14 protein-coding genes and 3 pseudogenes are annotated in these 17,203 nt (G+C 69.3%); 9 read left to right on the plus strand and 8 right to left on the minus strand.

Annotated elements, in window-relative coordinates; all coding sequences use genetic code 11:
- The first annotated feature begins 4 nt into the window (after positions 1-4).
- Together OHS81_RS01955 and OHS81_RS01960 are read left to right on the plus strand one after the other, a co-directional pair.
- Positions 5-1,237, plus strand: a complete 1,233-nt coding sequence (locus OHS81_RS01955) for a JmjC domain-containing protein (RefSeq protein ID WP_328381825.1) — start codon at positions 5-7, stop codon at positions 1,235-1,237.
- Complete coding sequence (locus OHS81_RS01960; protein ID WP_328381827.1) at positions 1,153-1,950, plus strand: aldo/keto reductase; 798 nt, start codon at positions 1,153-1,155, stop codon at positions 1,948-1,950. The genes OHS81_RS01955 and OHS81_RS01960 overlap by 85 nt, the downstream gene beginning before the upstream one ends.
- Before the next feature lie 81 nt (positions 1,951-2,031).
- Here the strand turns inward: OHS81_RS01960 and OHS81_RS01965 are convergent.
- A pseudogene (locus OHS81_RS01965) lies at positions 2,032-2,889 on the minus strand (hypothetical protein).
- A gap of 856 nt (positions 2,890-3,745) precedes the next feature.
- Between OHS81_RS01965 and OHS81_RS01970 the strand changes: the two are divergent.
- Positions 3,746-4,003, plus strand: a complete 258-nt coding sequence (locus tag OHS81_RS01970; protein WP_328381828.1) for a hypothetical protein — start codon at positions 3,746-3,748, stop codon at positions 4,001-4,003.
- Positions 4,004-6,195: 2,192 nt separating this feature from the next.
- On the opposite strand, the pseudogene OHS81_RS37300 reads toward OHS81_RS01970, so the two are convergent.
- From OHS81_RS37300 to OHS81_RS01990, 5 genes and pseudogenes are all read right to left on the minus strand, one after another.
- A pseudogene (locus OHS81_RS37300) lies at positions 6,196-6,574 on the minus strand (transposase); the annotation flags it as partial.
- Positions 6,575-6,947: 373 nt separating this feature from the next.
- Positions 6,948-7,463, minus strand: a complete 516-nt coding sequence (locus tag OHS81_RS37305) for a transposase (protein ID WP_443058825.1) — start codon at positions 7,461-7,463, stop codon at positions 6,948-6,950.
- Positions 7,424-7,975, minus strand: a pseudogene (locus tag OHS81_RS37310) (transposase); the annotation flags it as partial. The pseudogene OHS81_RS37310 and the gene OHS81_RS37305, both read right to left, overlap by 40 nt.
- Positions 7,945-8,178, minus strand: coding sequence for a hypothetical protein (locus OHS81_RS01985; protein ID WP_328381834.1), 234 nt, complete (start codon positions 8,176-8,178; stop codon positions 7,945-7,947). The pseudogene OHS81_RS37310 and the gene OHS81_RS01985, both read right to left, overlap by 31 nt.
- A 163-nt stretch (positions 8,179-8,341) precedes the next feature.
- Positions 8,342-8,656: a hypothetical protein gene (locus OHS81_RS01990; RefSeq protein ID WP_328381836.1), complete on the minus strand. Its 315-nt coding sequence runs from the start codon at positions 8,654-8,656 to the stop codon at positions 8,342-8,344.
- A gap of 416 nt (positions 8,657-9,072) precedes the next feature.
- On the opposite strand from OHS81_RS01990, the gene OHS81_RS01995 reads away from it, so the two are divergent.
- The 3 genes from OHS81_RS01995 to OHS81_RS02005 all read left to right on the plus strand — a co-directional run bounded on the left by OHS81_RS01995 (position 9,073) and on the right by OHS81_RS02005 (position 10,978).
- Positions 9,073-9,708 carry an ATP-dependent Clp protease proteolytic subunit gene (locus OHS81_RS01995; RefSeq protein WP_328381837.1) on the plus strand — a complete coding sequence of 212 codons (636 nt, stop codon included), beginning with the start codon at positions 9,073-9,075 and terminating at the stop codon, positions 9,706-9,708.
- 5 nt (positions 9,709-9,713) lie between these two features.
- Positions 9,714-10,022 (plus strand): hypothetical protein, encoded by a 309-nt coding sequence (locus tag OHS81_RS02000; RefSeq protein WP_328381840.1) that lies wholly within the window; start codon positions 9,714-9,716, stop codon positions 10,020-10,022.
- A gap of 482 nt (positions 10,023-10,504) precedes the next feature.
- A complete protein-coding gene (locus OHS81_RS02005) occupies positions 10,505-10,978 on the plus strand; it encodes a C40 family peptidase (protein ID WP_328381841.1) in 474 nt (157 codons plus the stop codon).
- Between the two features lie 239 nt (positions 10,979-11,217).
- Here the strand turns inward: OHS81_RS02005 and OHS81_RS02010 are convergent, their stop codons facing one another.
- Positions 11,218-11,886: a LysE family translocator gene (locus OHS81_RS02010; RefSeq protein WP_328381843.1), complete on the minus strand. Its 669-nt coding sequence runs from the start codon at positions 11,884-11,886 to the stop codon at positions 11,218-11,220.
- A 71-nt stretch (positions 11,887-11,957) separates the two neighbouring features.
- Here OHS81_RS02010 and OHS81_RS02015 point away from each other — a divergent pair, with 71 nt between their 5' ends.
- Positions 11,958-12,872, plus strand: coding sequence for a LysR family transcriptional regulator (locus tag OHS81_RS02015; RefSeq protein WP_328381845.1), 915 nt, complete (start codon positions 11,958-11,960; stop codon positions 12,870-12,872).
- Positions 12,873-13,340: 468 nt separating this feature from the next.
- Here OHS81_RS02015 and OHS81_RS02020 read toward each other — a convergent pair whose 3' ends face one another.
- Positions 13,341-14,567 carry an 8-amino-7-oxononanoate synthase gene (locus OHS81_RS02020; RefSeq protein ID WP_328381847.1) on the minus strand — a complete coding sequence of 409 codons (1,227 nt, stop codon included), beginning with the start codon at positions 14,565-14,567 and terminating at the stop codon, positions 13,341-13,343.
- A gap of 156 nt (positions 14,568-14,723) precedes the next feature.
- On the opposite strand from OHS81_RS02020, the gene bioB reads away from it, so the two are divergent.
- Both bioB and OHS81_RS02030 read left to right on the plus strand, forming a co-directional pair.
- Positions 14,724-15,905, plus strand: a complete 1,182-nt coding sequence (gene bioB / locus OHS81_RS02025; RefSeq protein ID WP_328381849.1) for a biotin synthase BioB — start codon at positions 14,724-14,726, stop codon at positions 15,903-15,905.
- Complete coding sequence (locus OHS81_RS02030; RefSeq protein ID WP_328381850.1) at positions 15,898-17,202, plus strand: adenosylmethionine--8-amino-7-oxononanoate transaminase; 1,305 nt, start codon at positions 15,898-15,900, stop codon at positions 17,200-17,202. The genes bioB and OHS81_RS02030 overlap by 8 nt, the downstream gene beginning before the upstream one ends.
- Position 17,203: the final 1 nt, after the last annotated feature.

Here is a 17,203-nt window from a genome sequence, read left to right on the forward strand (position 1 = left end):
CGCTGTGGAGCACCGGCTTATCCGTGAGGTCGAGGAAGCGCTGGGGTGGAGCGGCCCCGAGCCGCTGGGCGAGCAGTTCGCCCGTGGGCGCATCGCTCACCCGGATGTGCTGGAGCGGTTGCTAACAGCCAACCGGCTGCTCGACATGGTGATGCGCCGGAGCCTGACGAATCCGCAGTTCCGTTGCTTCCGCGGGGGTGAGGAACTGCACCCTCGCGCGTATTTCAGCCAGGACGTCAACCGCAGAGGCCAGAGCATCCGCATGGTCAACATGCGTCGCCTGAGGCACCTCCTGGCGGGCGGCGCCACGCTGGTACTTGATCAGGCAAACGTCTTCGACCCGACCATGGAGGTCGCCTGCCGGGCCATGCAGTGGTGGTCTCGCGAACGGGTCCAGGTCAACGTCTACCTCACCACCAATGACGCCTCGGGCTTCGACCTTCACTGGGATGACCACGACGTCCTGGTGATCCAGCTTGCCGGTGAAAAGGAGTGGGAGGTGCGCGGAGCCTCACGGCCGGTGCCGATGTTCCGTGACGCCGCCCGCAACGACGAACCCAGCCAGGAGACCATCTGGGCCGGCAGCATGACGGCCGGGGACGTGATGCACATCCCCCGCGACTACTGGCACCAGGCCACCCGCAACGGACGCGGTACCGGCCAGAGCATGCACATGACGCTTGGGTTCGAGAAGCGGACCGGCGTCAACTGGCTGGCCTGGCTGGCGGACTGGTCCCGCGAGGTCGAGGTCTTCCGCCGAGACCTCGACCGCTGGAGCGGGTGCCCCACCGACCAGCATGCTCAGCAGCAGGAGCTGGCCGAAGCCGCCCGTACCCTGATCGACTCCCGCGGCCCCACTGGCTTCCTTGCGGCCCGCGAACAAGCCGCCGCCCCGGGCCGCCACGTTCCCTTTCTGGACATCTTCGGCCCACTACAGGCAGTCGTGTGCATCACCGAATTCTCGCCGCAGATCATCGAGCACGATGAGAGCGTCAACGTGCTGGCCGGCGGAAAGAAGCTCACTTTCACCGCCAAGGCCCTGCCCGCCCTCCGACTCTTGCTGAGCGGTCATCCCGTACACCTGGCCCATGCGGCCACCGCGGTCGGCGCGGAGGTCGAAGAACTGGCGACGATCTTGACGGATGAGGAGCTGTGCGCGCCCCTGACCACCGAATTGTCCTCGGGCTACACCGATCTCGTCACGAATGCGGCCTGCTGGCCGCCGCCCTCGACCTAGGCATCACCCGGATCGACACCAGCTTCAACTACCGGGATTTCACTTCCCATGCCGCCCTGTCGCGACTCGGCAGCGGTCTCCTGGACCGGTGTTCCCTCTCCACGAAGGTCGGCTTCTTCCCTCGCCACGACGGCACCGCAGAGCACTCGCTCGATGCCGCCCGCCTGCGGCAGGCGCTGGAGCAGACCAACCGGGATCTGCGCCGGGCTCCGGATCTGGTCTTCCTGCACAACCCCGAGCGCTCCCTCCCCGGCACACCGAGGGACGCGCGGGAGAAGCTGGGGGCGGCGTGCGCAGTACTGGAGGACGCCGTGGCGGGGGGTCTGTGCGGGGCGTGGGGTATCGCGTCGTGGGATCCGGCGCCGCTGGCTGCCGTCGTGGACGGTGCGTTGCCCGCCCCGTCCGTGCTCACGGTCCCCGCTGGCCTGCTGGCTGGCATCGCCACACTGGATGCCGCGCAGACTCTGGCCGAGCAGTGGCAGTTGGGCATGGAGGCGCGATGGGGCATGAGCCCCTTCGGCGGCAGTACGAACAGTGCGGTGTGGGAAGCGGTGGACGCCCGTATGTTCCTGCAGCCTGAGCACCGCGGAGCCTCGCGGGTGCAGGCCGCGTTCCGCGCCGCCTACCTCCTGCCTCCTGCCTCCTGCCTCCTGCCTCCTGCCTCCTGTCGCCACGGTCGCGGTGGGCTCGGACGACGCAGAACACCTGCGTGAGCTGGTCGACGCACTGCACCTCAATGCCAACGAGGCGACAGTGCGCCAGTACCGGAAGCTGCTGCGCGACCACTCGCGTCGTCAACGGGCCTGAATTTCGCCCACGATCCGTTCAGCCGCGATCCGGGCGGGCGCGAGCTTGGGATCAGCCTCGTCTGCCCAGCGGCCGACGACCTTCGTGCAGTAGAACAGCGCCATCAGCAGCCCGTCCCTGCTTCCCAATTCCTCGCGGCGCTCCCGCCACACCCGTTCCGCAAGGCCGGGGGCCGCCAGAGAATTCCCCCACAGCGAGGCAGCGTCCAGGCCCCTGGGGGCCATGCCCCAGTCCTCCCAGTCGAACAGGCAAAACGTCGGGCCCGTCACGTTCGCCCAGTTCAGGTCCGCGTGGGCCGGCCTCCAGTCCGCGAGGGTGGTGTCGAGGTCGCCGAAGGTCGAAGTGATCTCCTGTGTGACCCGGGCTTGAGTGATGGTGATGGTGTCCGGCGTCGCGATGCGGGTGGTGGTCTGGCCGGCCAGGGCGTCCAGGGACCTGTTCAGCTGCCCCCATCAGGCGCCGGGGAGCTGCGGATCGACGGTGAGGGTTCCCCCCGGCTTTACCGGGGCACCGGGAAGCAGGGTCGTCTCATCCGCCCGCCACATCGCCTCGCCTGACGCGTCCCGCCACGCGACTCCGGCCAGCCACCGCGGCATAGCGATGCCCTCCAGCGCTGCCGCGGCCTCCGTGCCGTTCCACCCCTGGCCGTCGACCCGCGCCAAAGGCCGGCGCTCCAACCGCACCCAGGTCCCGCGGTCCGTGCGCGCGCCGACCGAGCGACGCTTGCGCACCACATTCCCCCGCTCCGATCGAACGTCCAAAGACCGCTCGACCCGGTCGAGCACCTCGTCGACCGGTTCGGCACGCAGATCGACAGCAGAAGGGGAAGAAGCCATAGCCACAATGTGCCATGTTGAGGCGCGGAGCGGCCTCGGTTCCCGTGGAGGAGTGCGCCTAACGTGCCCCGCGACAGATGGCGCATCGAACGAGCTGCTCGAGCAACCGCGGCGAAGCGGCCGAGCGGTGCGTTTTTCCCGCCACCGCGCCTGCCCTCGCGCGACCACCGCCGAGCCGACCACGGAAAGGGCGCTGGCTCTGAACCGGCCGACATTGATTCGCCATGGCCCACCGGACACTGGTTCGCCGACCGGACGAGCGCCAAGCGCGCCGCCGTGCATGCGCTGCTGGCAGCAGGCCACAGCCGACGCTCAATCCAGCGTCAGCTCAGCATGACCTACCGAACCGTCCAGCGACTGGCGGACGCGCCTAGATGATCAATTCCAAGGGGTTCAGTGGTCCTTACGTTGTTCATGGTTTGGTCCAGCCATTCGTAGGGTTGGGGCATCCGAGGGGTGCGAGGTGTGGCTTTCAGCGGTCTGCCGACCGTGGCTTCCTATGACTGGCCGCCTCGCACCCTGCGACGACTCGGCCGCTGCCTGCCGGTACTTCCTGCCGTCCCGCCCGGTCACGGTGCCCACCGGGGCGGGCTGTACGACATGGAGGTACTGCGCGGTCACCCGGTGCGCGTACGGGCTGAGCCTCTTCATCGCGTCGGCGACCAGTGCCAGCAGCCGCTGACGGGCCCGCACATGCCGTTGCTGCTTCTCCCGCTCCTCGGCATCCTGCGCGTCCCGGGCCTCGGGACTGGTAGCCCCGCATGTTGAGATGTCACGTATTCCAGCTTGGATGGTCCTCGTTGGTCACTCTGGGTGGCAAGGCCCGTGTTCGTGGTCTGTCCTTGGGCGGATAGGTTCACGTGGTGTGTCCGAGGCACTTCTGGAGGGGTCACTGGTGGACGTTATTGCGATCATGGAAGCGCTAGCTGAACAGGGGATAACCGTGCTGTTCAAGGCTGATGCTGAGCGGATGGCAGAGAGGCGGAAGCCCTGGACGTTCGTGGCCAGTGGCGCCCCGTTGCGTGACGATGTCCTCGTGCGTACCGATGCCGCGTCGGTGGAGCAGTGCCTCGAATCCTGCCTGCCCCGCCTGCGTGAACTGGGCTTTTCTCTTCCCGAGTGACAAGGCATGCCAGCTGGAGTGGAGCGACAACTCACCGCGTGTGGTCACCGGGGGCATATCGGCTCCAGGTGAGCCGACGCTCCGCCGGAGCCGCCCTCCACAGCTTGGCGCACCCCGGGGGAACCCGGCGTAACGGTCCGCGACTACGCAGATCGTCGCCACGGTCCGTTGTCCCGCAGCGGTCATGGCCCCGGCACCCGCTGAACACTCCACCGCCAGCCCTCAGCAACGGACGGCCATCGCTTCGGCTCAGGCTCGACGCAGCTTCCAGGCTTGGCGCTCCACCACGGGCAAGAGTAGACGCGAGGTCGCCAAGTACCGGTTGTCCGGCCCAGGGCTGATGACGACGCCGCCCCGGTAGGTGATGTGGGTTCCGGGCCCGAGTTGCGCACGCTCCTGGGCTGATGACGACGGCGCGGAGTCCGGGTACGCCCGGACCGTGCTGCCCCGGTTGCGATCCCTCCTGGGCTGATGACGACATGGAGACCGGCCACGTCCCGTCCGCCGAGTACCCGTTGCGAGCCTTCGTGGGCTGATGACGACCTGCCGATTCGCCCCGGGGAGGCGCAGGTGCCCTCGTTGCGAGCCCTCCAGGGTATGACGACCCGGCGGGGGGGGCGACGTGCCACTACTGCGGGCACGTGTTGCCAGCCCTGCAGGGCGGATGGCGCCCCGGGCCCGAGGGCCCGGCGGATGGCCGTGCCCTGGGTGTTGCGAGCCTTCAGGCCTGATGACGACTGGCCGCACCCTCGCCGAGCCCCACCCCTCCCGCCTGTTGCGAGCCCTCCTGGGCTGACGACGACCTCAGGACGACTGACGGCCGCACGGAAGAGGGCGGCGTTGCGAGCCGTCCAGGGCTGATGACGACGCGATCGGAAACGGCACCAACAACCTCCTGACCGGGTTGCGAGCCCTCCCAAGGCTGATGACGACCAATGCCTGGGGCGGCCACCACCCCTGCACGGTCATGTTGCGAGCTCACCTGGGCTGATGACGACCACCGGCATCGGCGGACTGACCGGCTCGGAGATGTGGTTGCGAGCCCTCCAGGGCTGATGACAGCGCGGCACGGATACCTTCCGGACGTTCAACTGGTCGGGTTGCGAGCCATCCAGGGCTGATGACGCACCTGCCCGCCAGCCCCGTCTTCGGCTGCCGCTTCTGGTTAAAAGCCCTCCAGCGGTGCTCAAAGATCGCCGATTTTCGGCTGCCTGATGCCGCTCTTCGCAGGTGCCCTTTGGCTGCCGCATCTGGCGTTTTGGAGAAGCTCGGGCGCCTCCGATGCCTAATGCTGCTAGCACCTTCAGGAATCAGGGCTAGCTGCGAATCCGACTTCCACAAGCCTCCAATTAAGACACACACGAAGGGCGAAGCAAGATCTTTCTGGAGGGCCGCCCCGCATCGAGGGATGCCCCTGCCCCTTGCTGGGGCGATGAGGGTGTGAGGTTTTCAAATAGTCGGGCGCTCCCGTCAGGTCGACGCGGCGCGGCTGCCACGGACGCTATCCCATTCCGTCGGCCGCACCCCAACTTGACGATCATTGACCCTTTTTAGCTCTTGGCGATCGATTTCGATCGCCTGTCAGTGGCCGCTGGTAGACCTTCAACTGGCGTCAGAGTCAGGGGGTTTCTATGTGATAGATATACCGCTCCGTATCGAGTTCTTAGGTAAAGCTCGTACCGATACCACCAGGCTTGAAGGGCACACGTGTGCTCTCTGATCAGCAGAAAGGAGGGGAGGCATGCGACTTCGTGTTCACATCAGCACCAGGGCCCATGAGATCCCGTGGGACAACGTCATCGCCCCCGGCCGCGGGATCATCTACTCCGCGCTCAAGAGGCAGGCGCCTCAGCTCGGTGCCACGATCCACGCGCAGGGGTGGGGACCACACAAGATGGCGCCCTTTGGCCACAGTGCTCCGGAATTCCCCAGGCCGCAGCGCGTCCGCGGCGCATATGTGGCCGGTGGGACCGGAACCTTGGAGTTCGGCAGCCCCTTACCCGAGTTGATCGACGCTCTTGAGCGCGATCTGCAGATGATCCCCATCTTGGACTGGGGCGGCATTGCCGGGTCTCAGCCCAAGTTGACGACGCGGCCGAGGGAGGACGATAAGGTGCACACCCGTAATTTCCGGTGCAGGGAGGAGCTGACCACCCGTTCCGCCTTCGGAGACCCCCAGATCACGCTGCGAAGAGGACCATCTCGTCCAAGCCGCCGATCCGCCGCGCACACTTCGGCAGCAGGCTGGAGGCGAACGTGCCCGGCCCGGTCCCTCGGGACCTGCACCGCCACGGCGCCGACCTCCGTCATGACCTTCCTGGGCCGGTAGCCGTTGCGGGCGTTGCCGCCAGAACGAGAGCCCCGGCCACCGGTGCGGGCGGCCTCCTCGCCCAGATGCTGGTCCATCTCCGCCTCGACGGCGGCCTGCATGAGATGCCTGGTCAGCTCAACCAGCAGGCCGCCCCCCATCAGCTTCAGCCCGCCGTCGCGGACCTTGACCTCGGCGAGTTCGGCCAGCTCGTCGAGCAGGCGCGGGCTCAGCCCGTGCGCAGCCGCCGCCTCACGGCTCAGAGTTGTTGCTTTCGATGCCACACCGGCACCGTCAACGTCACCGTCCAGCGACGCAACCGATACACCGTCAGCGCCCTCGATCAGGTGACCGTTCTTCGCTTCCATCAGGGGTCCCTTCTGAGTGGGTGCCCACCTGATTCATAACACTCCCGAGTGGCGCGGTGCCCCGCTTGGGCGTGTTGGGCGAGGCGGATGATGTTGGTTCCGGCGGCCGTGAGGATGTGTTGCACGTGTGTCTAGACGATTCCGCGGTAGCGGCAGTGGCGTAGGCCGTGGGCGCGGACCGTCTCGGACACTGTGGCCTCGCGGCCGGAGCGGCCGCTTCCAGTTTGTGGTGTAAAAGTACCCGCGAACAGGTTTCGTGGGGTCGATGTTATGCGGCCTTGGTGAGGGACACGCGGGGCCTGGGGGCGAGGTGGGTCACTTCTGCCTCGGCGGGGTGGAGCAAGTCGCGTCGCATGCGTTCGAGTTGACGGACGGTGGCGGGGGTGGTGGTGAAGCCGCGCCAGCCGGTGGCAGCCCTGGACAGGACGGCGAAGGCGAGGGAGACGCAGCTGGTCTCGCCGGGGAAGCGGCCGATGACCTTGACGCGGCGGCGGGTCTCGCCGAAGGTCCGCTCGATAAAGTTGGAGTGCCGGATGCGCTTGTGGTACTCGGCGGGACACCGCAGGTAAGTGGCGAGTGAATTCCAGTCGGCCAGAAGGGAATTGGCCGCGGCCGGGTAGGTCTTCTCCCGCTTCGCCGCGAAGTCGCCGAGGCGGCGCTGGACGGCGTCGACGAGCAGCTGGCCGGGGCAAGGCCGATTGCGGCGGTATCGAAGATCTCCCAGAACTCCTTCTTGACCTGTTCCTGGTCGTGCAGGCTGACCTTCGAGACGACGTTGCGGCATTTATGAATGAGACACCACTGGCGCAGGGTCCGGCCCAAGACGAGCTCGCAGGCGGAGATGAGTCCCTTGCCGCCGTCGGATATGATCAGCAGCGGAGGCTCCAGCCCGCGATCCAGGAGCCCGGCAGAGAAGTTGACCCAGGCGTCGTGGGACTCGAAGGCGGCGGCTTCCAGGCCGATGAAGACGGGTTTGCCGTCGGTGTCGATGCCCCAGACGGCCAGCACCGGCTCCGCGGGCGCGTTCGGGTGCATGCGGAAGTGCGAGGCGTCGATGAACAAGTAGTCCAGCGTGACGCCGGTCAGGTCGCGCATCCACCAGGCGTCATACTCGCCGCGGATGGCCTGGCAGATGTTGAAGACCGTGGACTTCGACAGCGCCGCGTCGGAGCCGAGGGCTTCGGCGCGGGTGTTCTCCACGTCCCGGGTGGACAGGCCGCGGACGAACGAGGCGATCACCAGCGACTCCAGCGCATTCGTCCGCGTCACCGCGGTGCCGAACAGACGCGAGCGCACGCCTCCGTGGTGCCCCGCACCCTGGGACGGGCCACCGTCACCGGTCCGGACGTCGTCTTGATCGTCGCCTCGCGATGTCCGTTGTGGTGCCGGCCCCGCACCACCGGTACGGCCCGCTCCGTCTCACCGGCCTCACCATCAGCGGCGGCACCGGCGCGCTGGTAGTGGGCCCGGCCGAGGAACTCCTCGACCTCAACTTCCAACGCGAACTGGATGATCACCTGGCACCGAAACAGGCAACATCCTCCAGACACTCGGCCAACGGCCGGCCCTGGGCGAAGACGGCATCGATCTCGGCATGGATCGCCTCGATGGGCGATACTCGTGACTGCACGAGCGTGGGTCCTTTCGTGCGAACTTGGCCGTTCAGTCCGAAACCTTCGCTCGTCGCCTTTTACACCACCTTCTGGACGCGACCTCCGCCGCGGCGGCCAGACCGTTGCGCAACGCGTCGTCGCCAACGAGGCACGAGGAGCCGTCGGTGCCCTTGCGCTCGGAGGGGAACAGCGGGGCACCGGGTCGAGTGCGGTCGTCGTCGAACTGGCCCCGGACGTCCTCGATGAACCACCGCAGCATGCGGTCGGCGCCGTTGATCAGCGGCACCATCCGCTCGCGCGGGCCCGAGCCGCGGGCGCCCTCGCCGTGACGCACATGGAGCTTGCCGAAGGGCCCAGGTCCCACTTGATGTCGGCCAGGTCGAGTTTGCAGGCCTCGCTCACCCTGAGTCCGACCTGTGACATCAGTTTCGATGCGGTGTAGTTCCGTGCGGTGAGGGCGAACTTGCGGCAGGTCGCCAGCTCGCAGCCCCAACCGGTGAACAGCGCCTGGCCTCCGGCTCGGTCGGCGGATCCGCAGGACGGCGCCCTTGGATACCCGCGGGCGGTCCATCTCGTCGATCGAGCACTCGACGACCCGCCCGGTCATCCGAAGGATCTCGACCTCGTGCCGCAGTTCCAGCAATAAATATGTGAGATATCAGCCCTCGGCGAACAGCAAAAACAGCCTCTGACCTGGGCATTTGACTTGATCACTAGGATGCGATCCCATTCTAACTGGATGTACATCCTGTACATTTTTTACGGAGGAGAGGAGCAGACATGCTGCGACCGACGGCCCGCTATGTCCTTCCGGAGTTCACCGAGCGCACCGCACACGGGACGCGCACCATGGACCCGTATTCCAAGCTGCTCGGCGAGCGCATCGTCTTCCTGGGCACCCCGATCGACGACGCCTCCGCCAACGACGTCATGGCGCAGTTCATCCACCTCGAACATGCCGCGCCCGACCAGGACATCTCGCTCTACATCAACTCCCCCGGCGGCTCCTTCACCGCGATGACCGCCATCTACGACACGATGCATTTCGTGTCGTGCGACGTGGAGACCGTCTGCCTGGGGCAGGCCGCCTCGTCCGCCGCGGTCCTGCTGGCCGCCGGCGCCCCCGGAAAGCGGCTGGCGCTGCCCGGCGCCCGGATCCTGATCCATCAGCCGTCGTTCAGCGAACCCGTCCAGGGGCAGGCCAGTGACCTGCAGATCCAGGCGGAGGAGATGCTGCGCACCCGCGACGTGCTGGAAGAGATGCTGGCGAAGCACACCGGGCAGACCCGCGAGCGGATCGCCACCGATATCGAGCGCGACAAGATCTTCGACGCCCCCGCCGCCCAGGAGTACGGCCTGATCGACCAGATCACCCGCAACCGCAAGCTGTCGGCGCTCCGGCCCGCGGCGCGGTGAGCCCGATGCTGCCGCCCGAACCGCCGCCGCTGCCCGCACTGACCCGCGCGGAGGGTGAACTCATCGACAGCTATCTGGAGGTGATCGACCTGCTGGGCCGGATCAACCCGGCCCGCTGCGGTGGCACCTACAGCGGGCTGCGCGCCGCCCAGGCGCTGGCCGGCAAGGCCACCCGGCTGCGGGACGCCCTGACACTGATGCACCAGCGGGGCGAGACCGAACTGCACCGCGCGACGCTGACCCGGGCGCTGCGGGTGCTGGACGGTGAGCGCCGGGCCGGACTGGTGACGATGCCGCCACCCGAGGAAATCTGACCCGGCACGCGCTCCGAGGCTGCGCATACGGCGTAGCCTCCGCACCCGATCTGAGGAGGCGACGAATTGCGCGGCGCGGACACAATTCCTTCGGTCCCGGATGTTTCGCCGCTGGTCCGCGGGGTGCAACGCCACGCGCCGCAGCACCTGAGGGAACAAATCTAACCATTCGGGTCAATTGTGACCCATCTCACATACGGCATTTTCAACTCGGAATTCGGCTGCCAGGTGCGTGACGATCCCTTCGACGACAAGACCCCGCCACAGCGACGGGGCGGTCCGGACGGGCGCCTAATCCCGCCGCCGTGCCGGACGTCCGGTCGACGAGGTGGACCGGCGGGAGCGGAGGACCCGAGCAGGACGGGGTCCCGGCCTACACGGCCGAGGGCTCCTTGGGGTGAAGCCGTACGCACGGCCGGGCATCTTCGCCTGCCCGAACCCGACAGGTCTTCCTTCGCAGGCGGCTGACGAAGGGTTTGCGCATGACCATGCGCATGCATACGCCGAATCTGCTGGCACGCGCCGGCACCGTCACCGCTCTGACGCTGGTCACGCTCGGCGGGACCACCGTCGCTCCGGGAGCGGCCGGGAATGCCGAAGCCGCATCCGTGTCCGCCCATGCGCTGCGGATCGCGGCTTCCAAGAGCGGAGCTCCCTACCGGTACGGCGCCCAGGGGCCGCATGCCTTCGACTGTTCGGGGCTGATGCTGTACTCGTTCAAACGCGCCGGCCGGCTGCTGCCACGCACCGCCGCGGCGCAGTACGGCCGCACCCGGCACATCCCGTCCGGCGCGCGCCGCCGCGGCGATCTGGTCTTCTTCCATTCGCGCAGCGGCATTTACCACGTCGGCATCTACGCGGGCCGGGGCCGGATGTGGCATGCGCCCAAGGCCGGGAGCGTAGTGCGGCTCGAACGGATCTGGAGCCGTTCGGTCTGGTACGGGCGGGTGGGCTGATCCTGCGCATTCATCTCACGATCGGTCAATTACCGGTGTGTTCGGCCGATTTCACGAACCGGTCGATCTTGCCGGTCCGGCAGATGCGGCCGATCCGGCCCGTCCGTTTCGCCCCGCGGCGGGCTGCTGAGTCCGCTGCCCCGGGGGGACTGCCGCCACCCGGGGGGACTGCCGCCACCCATGGGGGCTGCCGCCGCCCTGCCCGCCGCGCCCCGTGATGAGCCCTGGGCGCTCCGCCCTCAGGACAGCGCCAGCTCGACGAGCAGGATGCCTCCCAGAGCCGTGAGCAGCGCCCCGGTGGTGGCTTCCAGGGCGCGGGCCACCGTGGGGCGGCGCAACCAGACGCCCAGCCGGTCGACCAGCAGGGCGACGGCGGGGAACCACACCAGTGCCATGGCGACGACCATCGTGGCGAGCAGCAGCGTACGGGGCAGCGCGGGCGCTCCCGCCGGAACGAACTGCGGGAGCAGGCTGAGGAAGAGGACGGGCGCCTTGGGGTTGAGCGCATTGGTCAAAAAGCCCTGGCGCAGACTCTGCGTAGTGCCCAGGAGGGCGGCGTGCGGGCGGCCGTCGGCCGGTGTGCCCGCCGCCGTGCGGGCCGTGCCGTCCGTAGTGACCGCCGGGCGCCGGACGGCCGCGATCAGGGCGCGGGCGCCCAGGTACAACAGATAGCCGCCGCCCAGGAGTTGAACCGCACCGAAGAGCGCGGGCACGGCGACCAGCACCGCGGCGAGCCCGGCCACCGCCAGGGCGGTGTGCACCAGCAGCCCGCCCGCGACTCCGACGGCGGCCGCCACCCCCGCCCGGCGCGAGTCGAGCGCATTGCGCACCACGACCGCGAAATCCGCGCCCGGCATGGCGACCATGCCCGCGGCGACTCCGGTGAAGGCGATCAGCTGTCCGTCCATAAGAGCAGCTTCGCCGGTCAGAGGCTTTAATGGGTATTGGCAATGTTCTTGGTGAGCCTGAAGAGATTCTTATGTACGACCCCACCCGGCTGGCCGCCCTGGTAGCAGTGGCGGAGGCCGGTTCGATCACCCGGGCCGCCGCCCGGCTGGGGTACACCGCTCCGGCGCTCTCCCAGCAGCTCGCCAAGCTGGAGCGGGAGGCCGGGGCGGCCCTGCTGGTCCGCCACCATCGCGGTGCCCGGCTGACGGCGGCCGGTGAGCTGCTGCTCGTACGGGCCCGCCGGGTCCTCGACGAACTGGATCAGGCGCGGCACGAGCTGTCCCGGCTGGCGGGGCTGTCCGGTGGGCGGCTGCGGGTCGGCACGTTCATGACCGCCGGTACGCATCTGCTGCCACCCGCGCTCAGCGCGTTCCGGCGGGCCCACCCCGATGTGGAGCTGAGCGTGACGGAGTACGTCCCGCCACAGGCGAGCGCGGCGGTGGCGCGGGGTGAGGTCGATCTGGCCCTGACGCACGAGTATGTGCCGGGCGAGGCGATGCCGGCGCCGGAGGGAGTGCGTCTGGAGCCGCTGCTGACCGAGGAGCTGGTCCTGGTCACCGCGCCCGGTCATGCCCTGTCGGCGGGCTCCGGACGTCTGCCGCTCGCCGAGCTGGCCGGTCAGCCGCTGGTCAGCATGGCACCGGCCAACCCCAACCGGCGCGAGGTGGAGGCCGCACTGGCGGCCGCCGGGGCGAGTGTGGCGGTGCGCTGCGAATCGCCGAGCTATGCGGTGGCGTGTGCGCTGGTGAGCGCCGGGCTCGGGGTGGCGGTGGTCCCGGAGATGGTGGCGGAGGGGACGATGACACCGCTGGGAGTCCGCCGGCTGGACCCACCGGAGCTGCACCGCCGGATCTCGGTGGCCTACCGCCCCGGAGGCACCCCCGCCGCGGACACCCTGCGGGCCCTGCTGCGCGGGACTTTCCTCCGCCACTCGCCCGGGTCGTAGGACACACGGTTGCCAAGATCAGGGTGATGTTCCGGTGGCACCGGCAGACCCAGGACAGCCGCGGCAAGCTGCCGGGACACAAGGGCAAGATCGGTACGATCACCGCCTGTTGCCGGGGCGTCAACCGTTGCCCGTACGTCGTGAATACCGTCCGCCTCGCGCTCCCGGGGAGAACCGATCACCGTGGTTGAGGACGACCCCGCCGCCGGCCGAACCCCGCGCGACGTACTCCTGGAATGCCTGCTGGGAAGGCTGCGGGAGTTCGTGGCCTCGCCTGTGGCGCCGGTTCGTATGTGCTGCGGGGGCTGCTCCCGCCGACGGAATCACGCGGCGGGAGCAGCCGACATGGTCTTCCCGGCGCCGGCGTCGTCCGGCGGCCTCGAACGTTTCCGGCGACCGGTCTCCGATCAGCGCTGCCGGGCCGTGTACGACCTCACCACCTGGTGCTGACTCCGCGCGCCGCCGGCTTCAGTGCGTCGGCGCGGTGGCCACGATCGTGTCGACCGCCGTGTCGAGCTGGTCGTCCGTCAGGTCCGCGCGGGCGGTGAGCCGGAGCCGGGAGATGCCGTCGGGGACGGACGGCGGGCGGAAGCAGCCGACCGCGAGTCCGGCCGTGCGGCAGTCGGCGGCCCAGCGGAGCGCCCCTTCCGGCGACGGGGCGCGGACGGAGATCACTGCCGCGTCGGGACGTACCGCCGTCAGGCCCGCCGCGGTGAGCCGGCCGTACAGCCCCTGGGCGACCGCGACGGCCCGGGTCGCGCGCTGGGGCTCGCGGCGCAGCAGCCGCAGCGCGGCGAGGGCGCCGCCGGCCGCCGCCGGGGCGAGACCGGTGTCGAAGATGAACGACCGGGCGGTGTTGACCAGATGCTCGATGACCCGGGCCGGGCCGAGCACCACACCTCCCTGGGAGCCGAGCGACTTGGAGAGCGTCACGGTGGTCACCACGTCCCCGTCACCGGCGAGGCCTGCCGCCCACGGCGCGCCACGGCCCCCTTCGCCCAGTACCCCCAGCCCGTGTGCGTCGTCGACGAGGAGTCCGGCGCCCCGGGTCCGGCAGGCCTCGGCCAGCGCGGGGAGCGGCGCGGCGTCCCCGTCGACCGAGAACACCGCGTCGGTCACGACGAGTGCCCGGCCGTCGTGGCCGGTCAGCGCGGCGCGTACGGCCTGCGGATCGGCGTGCGGGGCCACTTGGGTACGGGCCCGGGAGAGCCGGCAGCCGTCGATGAGGGAGGCGTGATTGCCGGCGTCGGAGACGATCAGGGTGCCGGGGGCGGTGAGCGCGGTCACCGCGGCGAGATTTGCGGCATAGCCGGAGGACAGCACCAAAGCGGCCTCGAAGCCGCAGAACGCCGCGAGTTCCGTCTCCAGCCGGGCGTGCAGCTCGGTGCTGCCGGTGACCAGCCGGGAGCCGGTCGCGCCGGCGCCCCAGCGGTGCGCGGCCTCGGCGGCGCCGCGGGTGACCTCGGGGTGCCGGGCGAGTCCGAGGTAGTCATTGCCGGCCAGATCGAGCAGCGGGGAGTCGGCCGGGCGGGGGCGCAGGGTGCGCACCAGCCCGGCGTGACGGCGCTCCGCAGTGGCCACATCCAGCCAGTCGAAGGCCGCGTCGTACGCCGGGCGGGCCGGCTCGGCACAAGGCTCGGCGGGCCTCGCCGGGGAGGTGTCGCACAGCAGCGGCGGGGCGGAGTCCTGCGGCATCGGCGTCCTTCGTCTGTCGGCCTCGATTGTGGGCTGTCGATAGACGTTAGCGGTCGTTTTGCAGGCCCACGGTGTGGCGATACACACACCTCGATCGCGGCACCTTGTGGGAATCCTCCTTGGCCGGGGGCGGTGGCGTAGGCCAGGATCAAGGCCATGGACCTGCTGAGCGCACTGGTGGACAAGGGACTGCGGCGCGAGTTGCCGACCCGCGAAGAGGCACTGGCCGTATTGGCCACCTCCGATGACGAACTGCTCGATGTCGTGGCCGCGGCCGGAAAGGTGCGCCGCCAGTGGTTCGGGCGGCGGGTCAAACTCAACTATCTCGTCAACCTCAAGTCGGGCCTGTGCCCCGAGGACTGCTCGTACTGTTCGCAGCGGCTGGGGTCGAAGGCGGAGATCCTCAAGTACACCTGGCTCAAGCCGGACGACGCCTCCAAGGCGGCCGCCGCGGGGGTCGCCGGCGGGGCCAAGCGGGTCTGTCTGGTGGCCAGCGGCCGCGGCCCGACGGACAAGGACGTGGACCGGGTCTCGGAGACGATCTCCGCCATCAAGGAGCAGAACGAGGGCGTGGAGGTGTGCGCCTGCCTCGGTCTGCTCTCCGACGGCCAGGCGGGACGGCTGCGCGCGGCGGGCGCCGATGCGTACAACCACAACCTCAACACCTCGGAAGCCACCTACGGCGACATCTGCACCACCCACGACTTCTCGGACCGGGTGTCCACCGTCCAGCAGGCCCAGGCGGCCGGCATGTCCGCCTGCTCCGGACTGATCGCCGGTATGGGCGAGAGCGACGCCGATCTCGTCGATGTGGTCTTCGCACTGCGCGAGCTGGACCCGGACTCCGTCCCGGTGAACTTCCTGATCCCCTTCGAGGGCACCCCGCTCGCCAAGGAGTGGAACCTCACCCCGCAGCGGGCGCTGCGCATCCTGGCGATGGTGCGGTTCGTCTGCCCGGACAGCGAGGTACGGCTGGCCGGCGGCCGTGAGGTGCATCTGCGCAGCATGCAGCCGCTCGCCCTGCATCTGGTCAACTCCATCTTCCTGGGCGACTACCTGACCAGCGAGGGGCAGGCCGGCAAGGACGACCTCGCGATGATCGAGGACGCCGGCTTCGAGGTCGAGGGCTCGGACACCACGACGCTGCCCGAGCACCGCAGGCCGTGCGGCGACCACGCGGACACCGAAGCCGCCGCCGAGGACACCGGTGCCCCGGCCGCCACCGAGGACCCCGCAACCCCGGCCGCCACCGTCCCGGCACCGTCCGACGAGGCCCGCCGCGACCTGGTCTCGGTGCGCCGCCGCGGCGCCGGTACCGATCTTCCGCCCAATGCCTGAGCCACTCACCTCCGACGCACTGCTCGCGCTCGACCGGCAGCATGTGTGGCATCCCTACGGGCCGATGCCCGGCAAGGCCGCACCGCTGCTGGTGGAGTCGGCATCCGGCGTCCGGCTCCGGCTGGCCGAACCGGTCGAGGGCCAAGACGAGTTGGTGGACGGGATGTCCTCCTGGTGGTCGGCCGTGCACGGCTACAACCACCCGGTGCTCAACGACGCCGCGCGGGGCCAGCTGGAGCGGATGAGCCATGTGATGTTCGGCGGGCTCACCCATGAGCCCGCCGTGCGGCTGGCGAAGCGGCTGGTGGACCTCACCCCGGAGCCGCTGCAGCATGTCTTTCTCGCCGACTCCGGTTCGGTGTCGGTCGAGGTCGCCGTCAAGATGTGCCTGCAGTACTGGCGCTCGCTCGGCAAGCCGCGCAAACAGCGGCTGCTGACCTGGCGGGGCGGCTATCACGGCGACACCTGGCAGCCGATGTCGGTCTGCGACCCCGACGGCGGTATGCATGAGCTGTGGCAGGGGGTGCTGCCGCGGCAGCTCTTCGCGGACGCGCCGCCGGCCGGCTTCGACGCCGCGCCCGACGAGGCGTATGCGGCGCATCTGCGGGAGCTGATCGGCCGGCACGCCGAGGAGCTGGCAGCGGTGATCGTGGAGCCCGTGGTGCAGGGGGCGGGCGGGATGTCGTTCCACTCCCCCGGGTATCTGCGGGTGCTGCGGGAGGCCTGCGACGAACACGACGTGTTGCTGGTCTTCGACGAGATCGCCACCGGCTTCGGCCGTACGGGCGCGCTCTTCGCCGCCGACCACGCAGGGGTCGCACCTGATGTGATGTGTCTCGGCAAGGCGCTGACCGGCGGTTATCTGACCCTGGCGGCGACGCTGTGCACCACGGCCATCGCCGACGGCATCTCCCGCGGCGCACTGCCGGTGCTGGCGCACGGCCCCACCTTCATGGGAAATCCGCTCGCCGCCGCCGTCGCCGACGCCTCGATCTCCGTGCTGCTGTCCCAGGACTGGGGACAGGAGGTCAAGCGGATCGAGGCCGGGCTGCGGGACGGTCTGGCACCGGCCGTGGGCATCGCCGGGGTGCGCGAGGTACGCGTACTCGGCGCGATCGGTGTCGTCCAGCTCGATCACGAGGTGGACATGGCGGCCGCGAGCCGGGCGGCGGTCCGGGAGGGCGTATGGCTGCGCCCGTTCCGCGATCTGATCTACACCATGCCGCCGTACATCACCGGTGACGAGGATGTGGCGCGCATCTGCGCGGCGGTGTGCGCGGCGGCCCGCGAGGGCTGAG

The sequence above is a fragment of the Streptomyces sp. NBC_00400 genome, assembly GCF_036048035.1.
Lineage (GTDB): Bacteria > Actinomycetota > Actinomycetes > Streptomycetales > Streptomycetaceae > Streptomyces.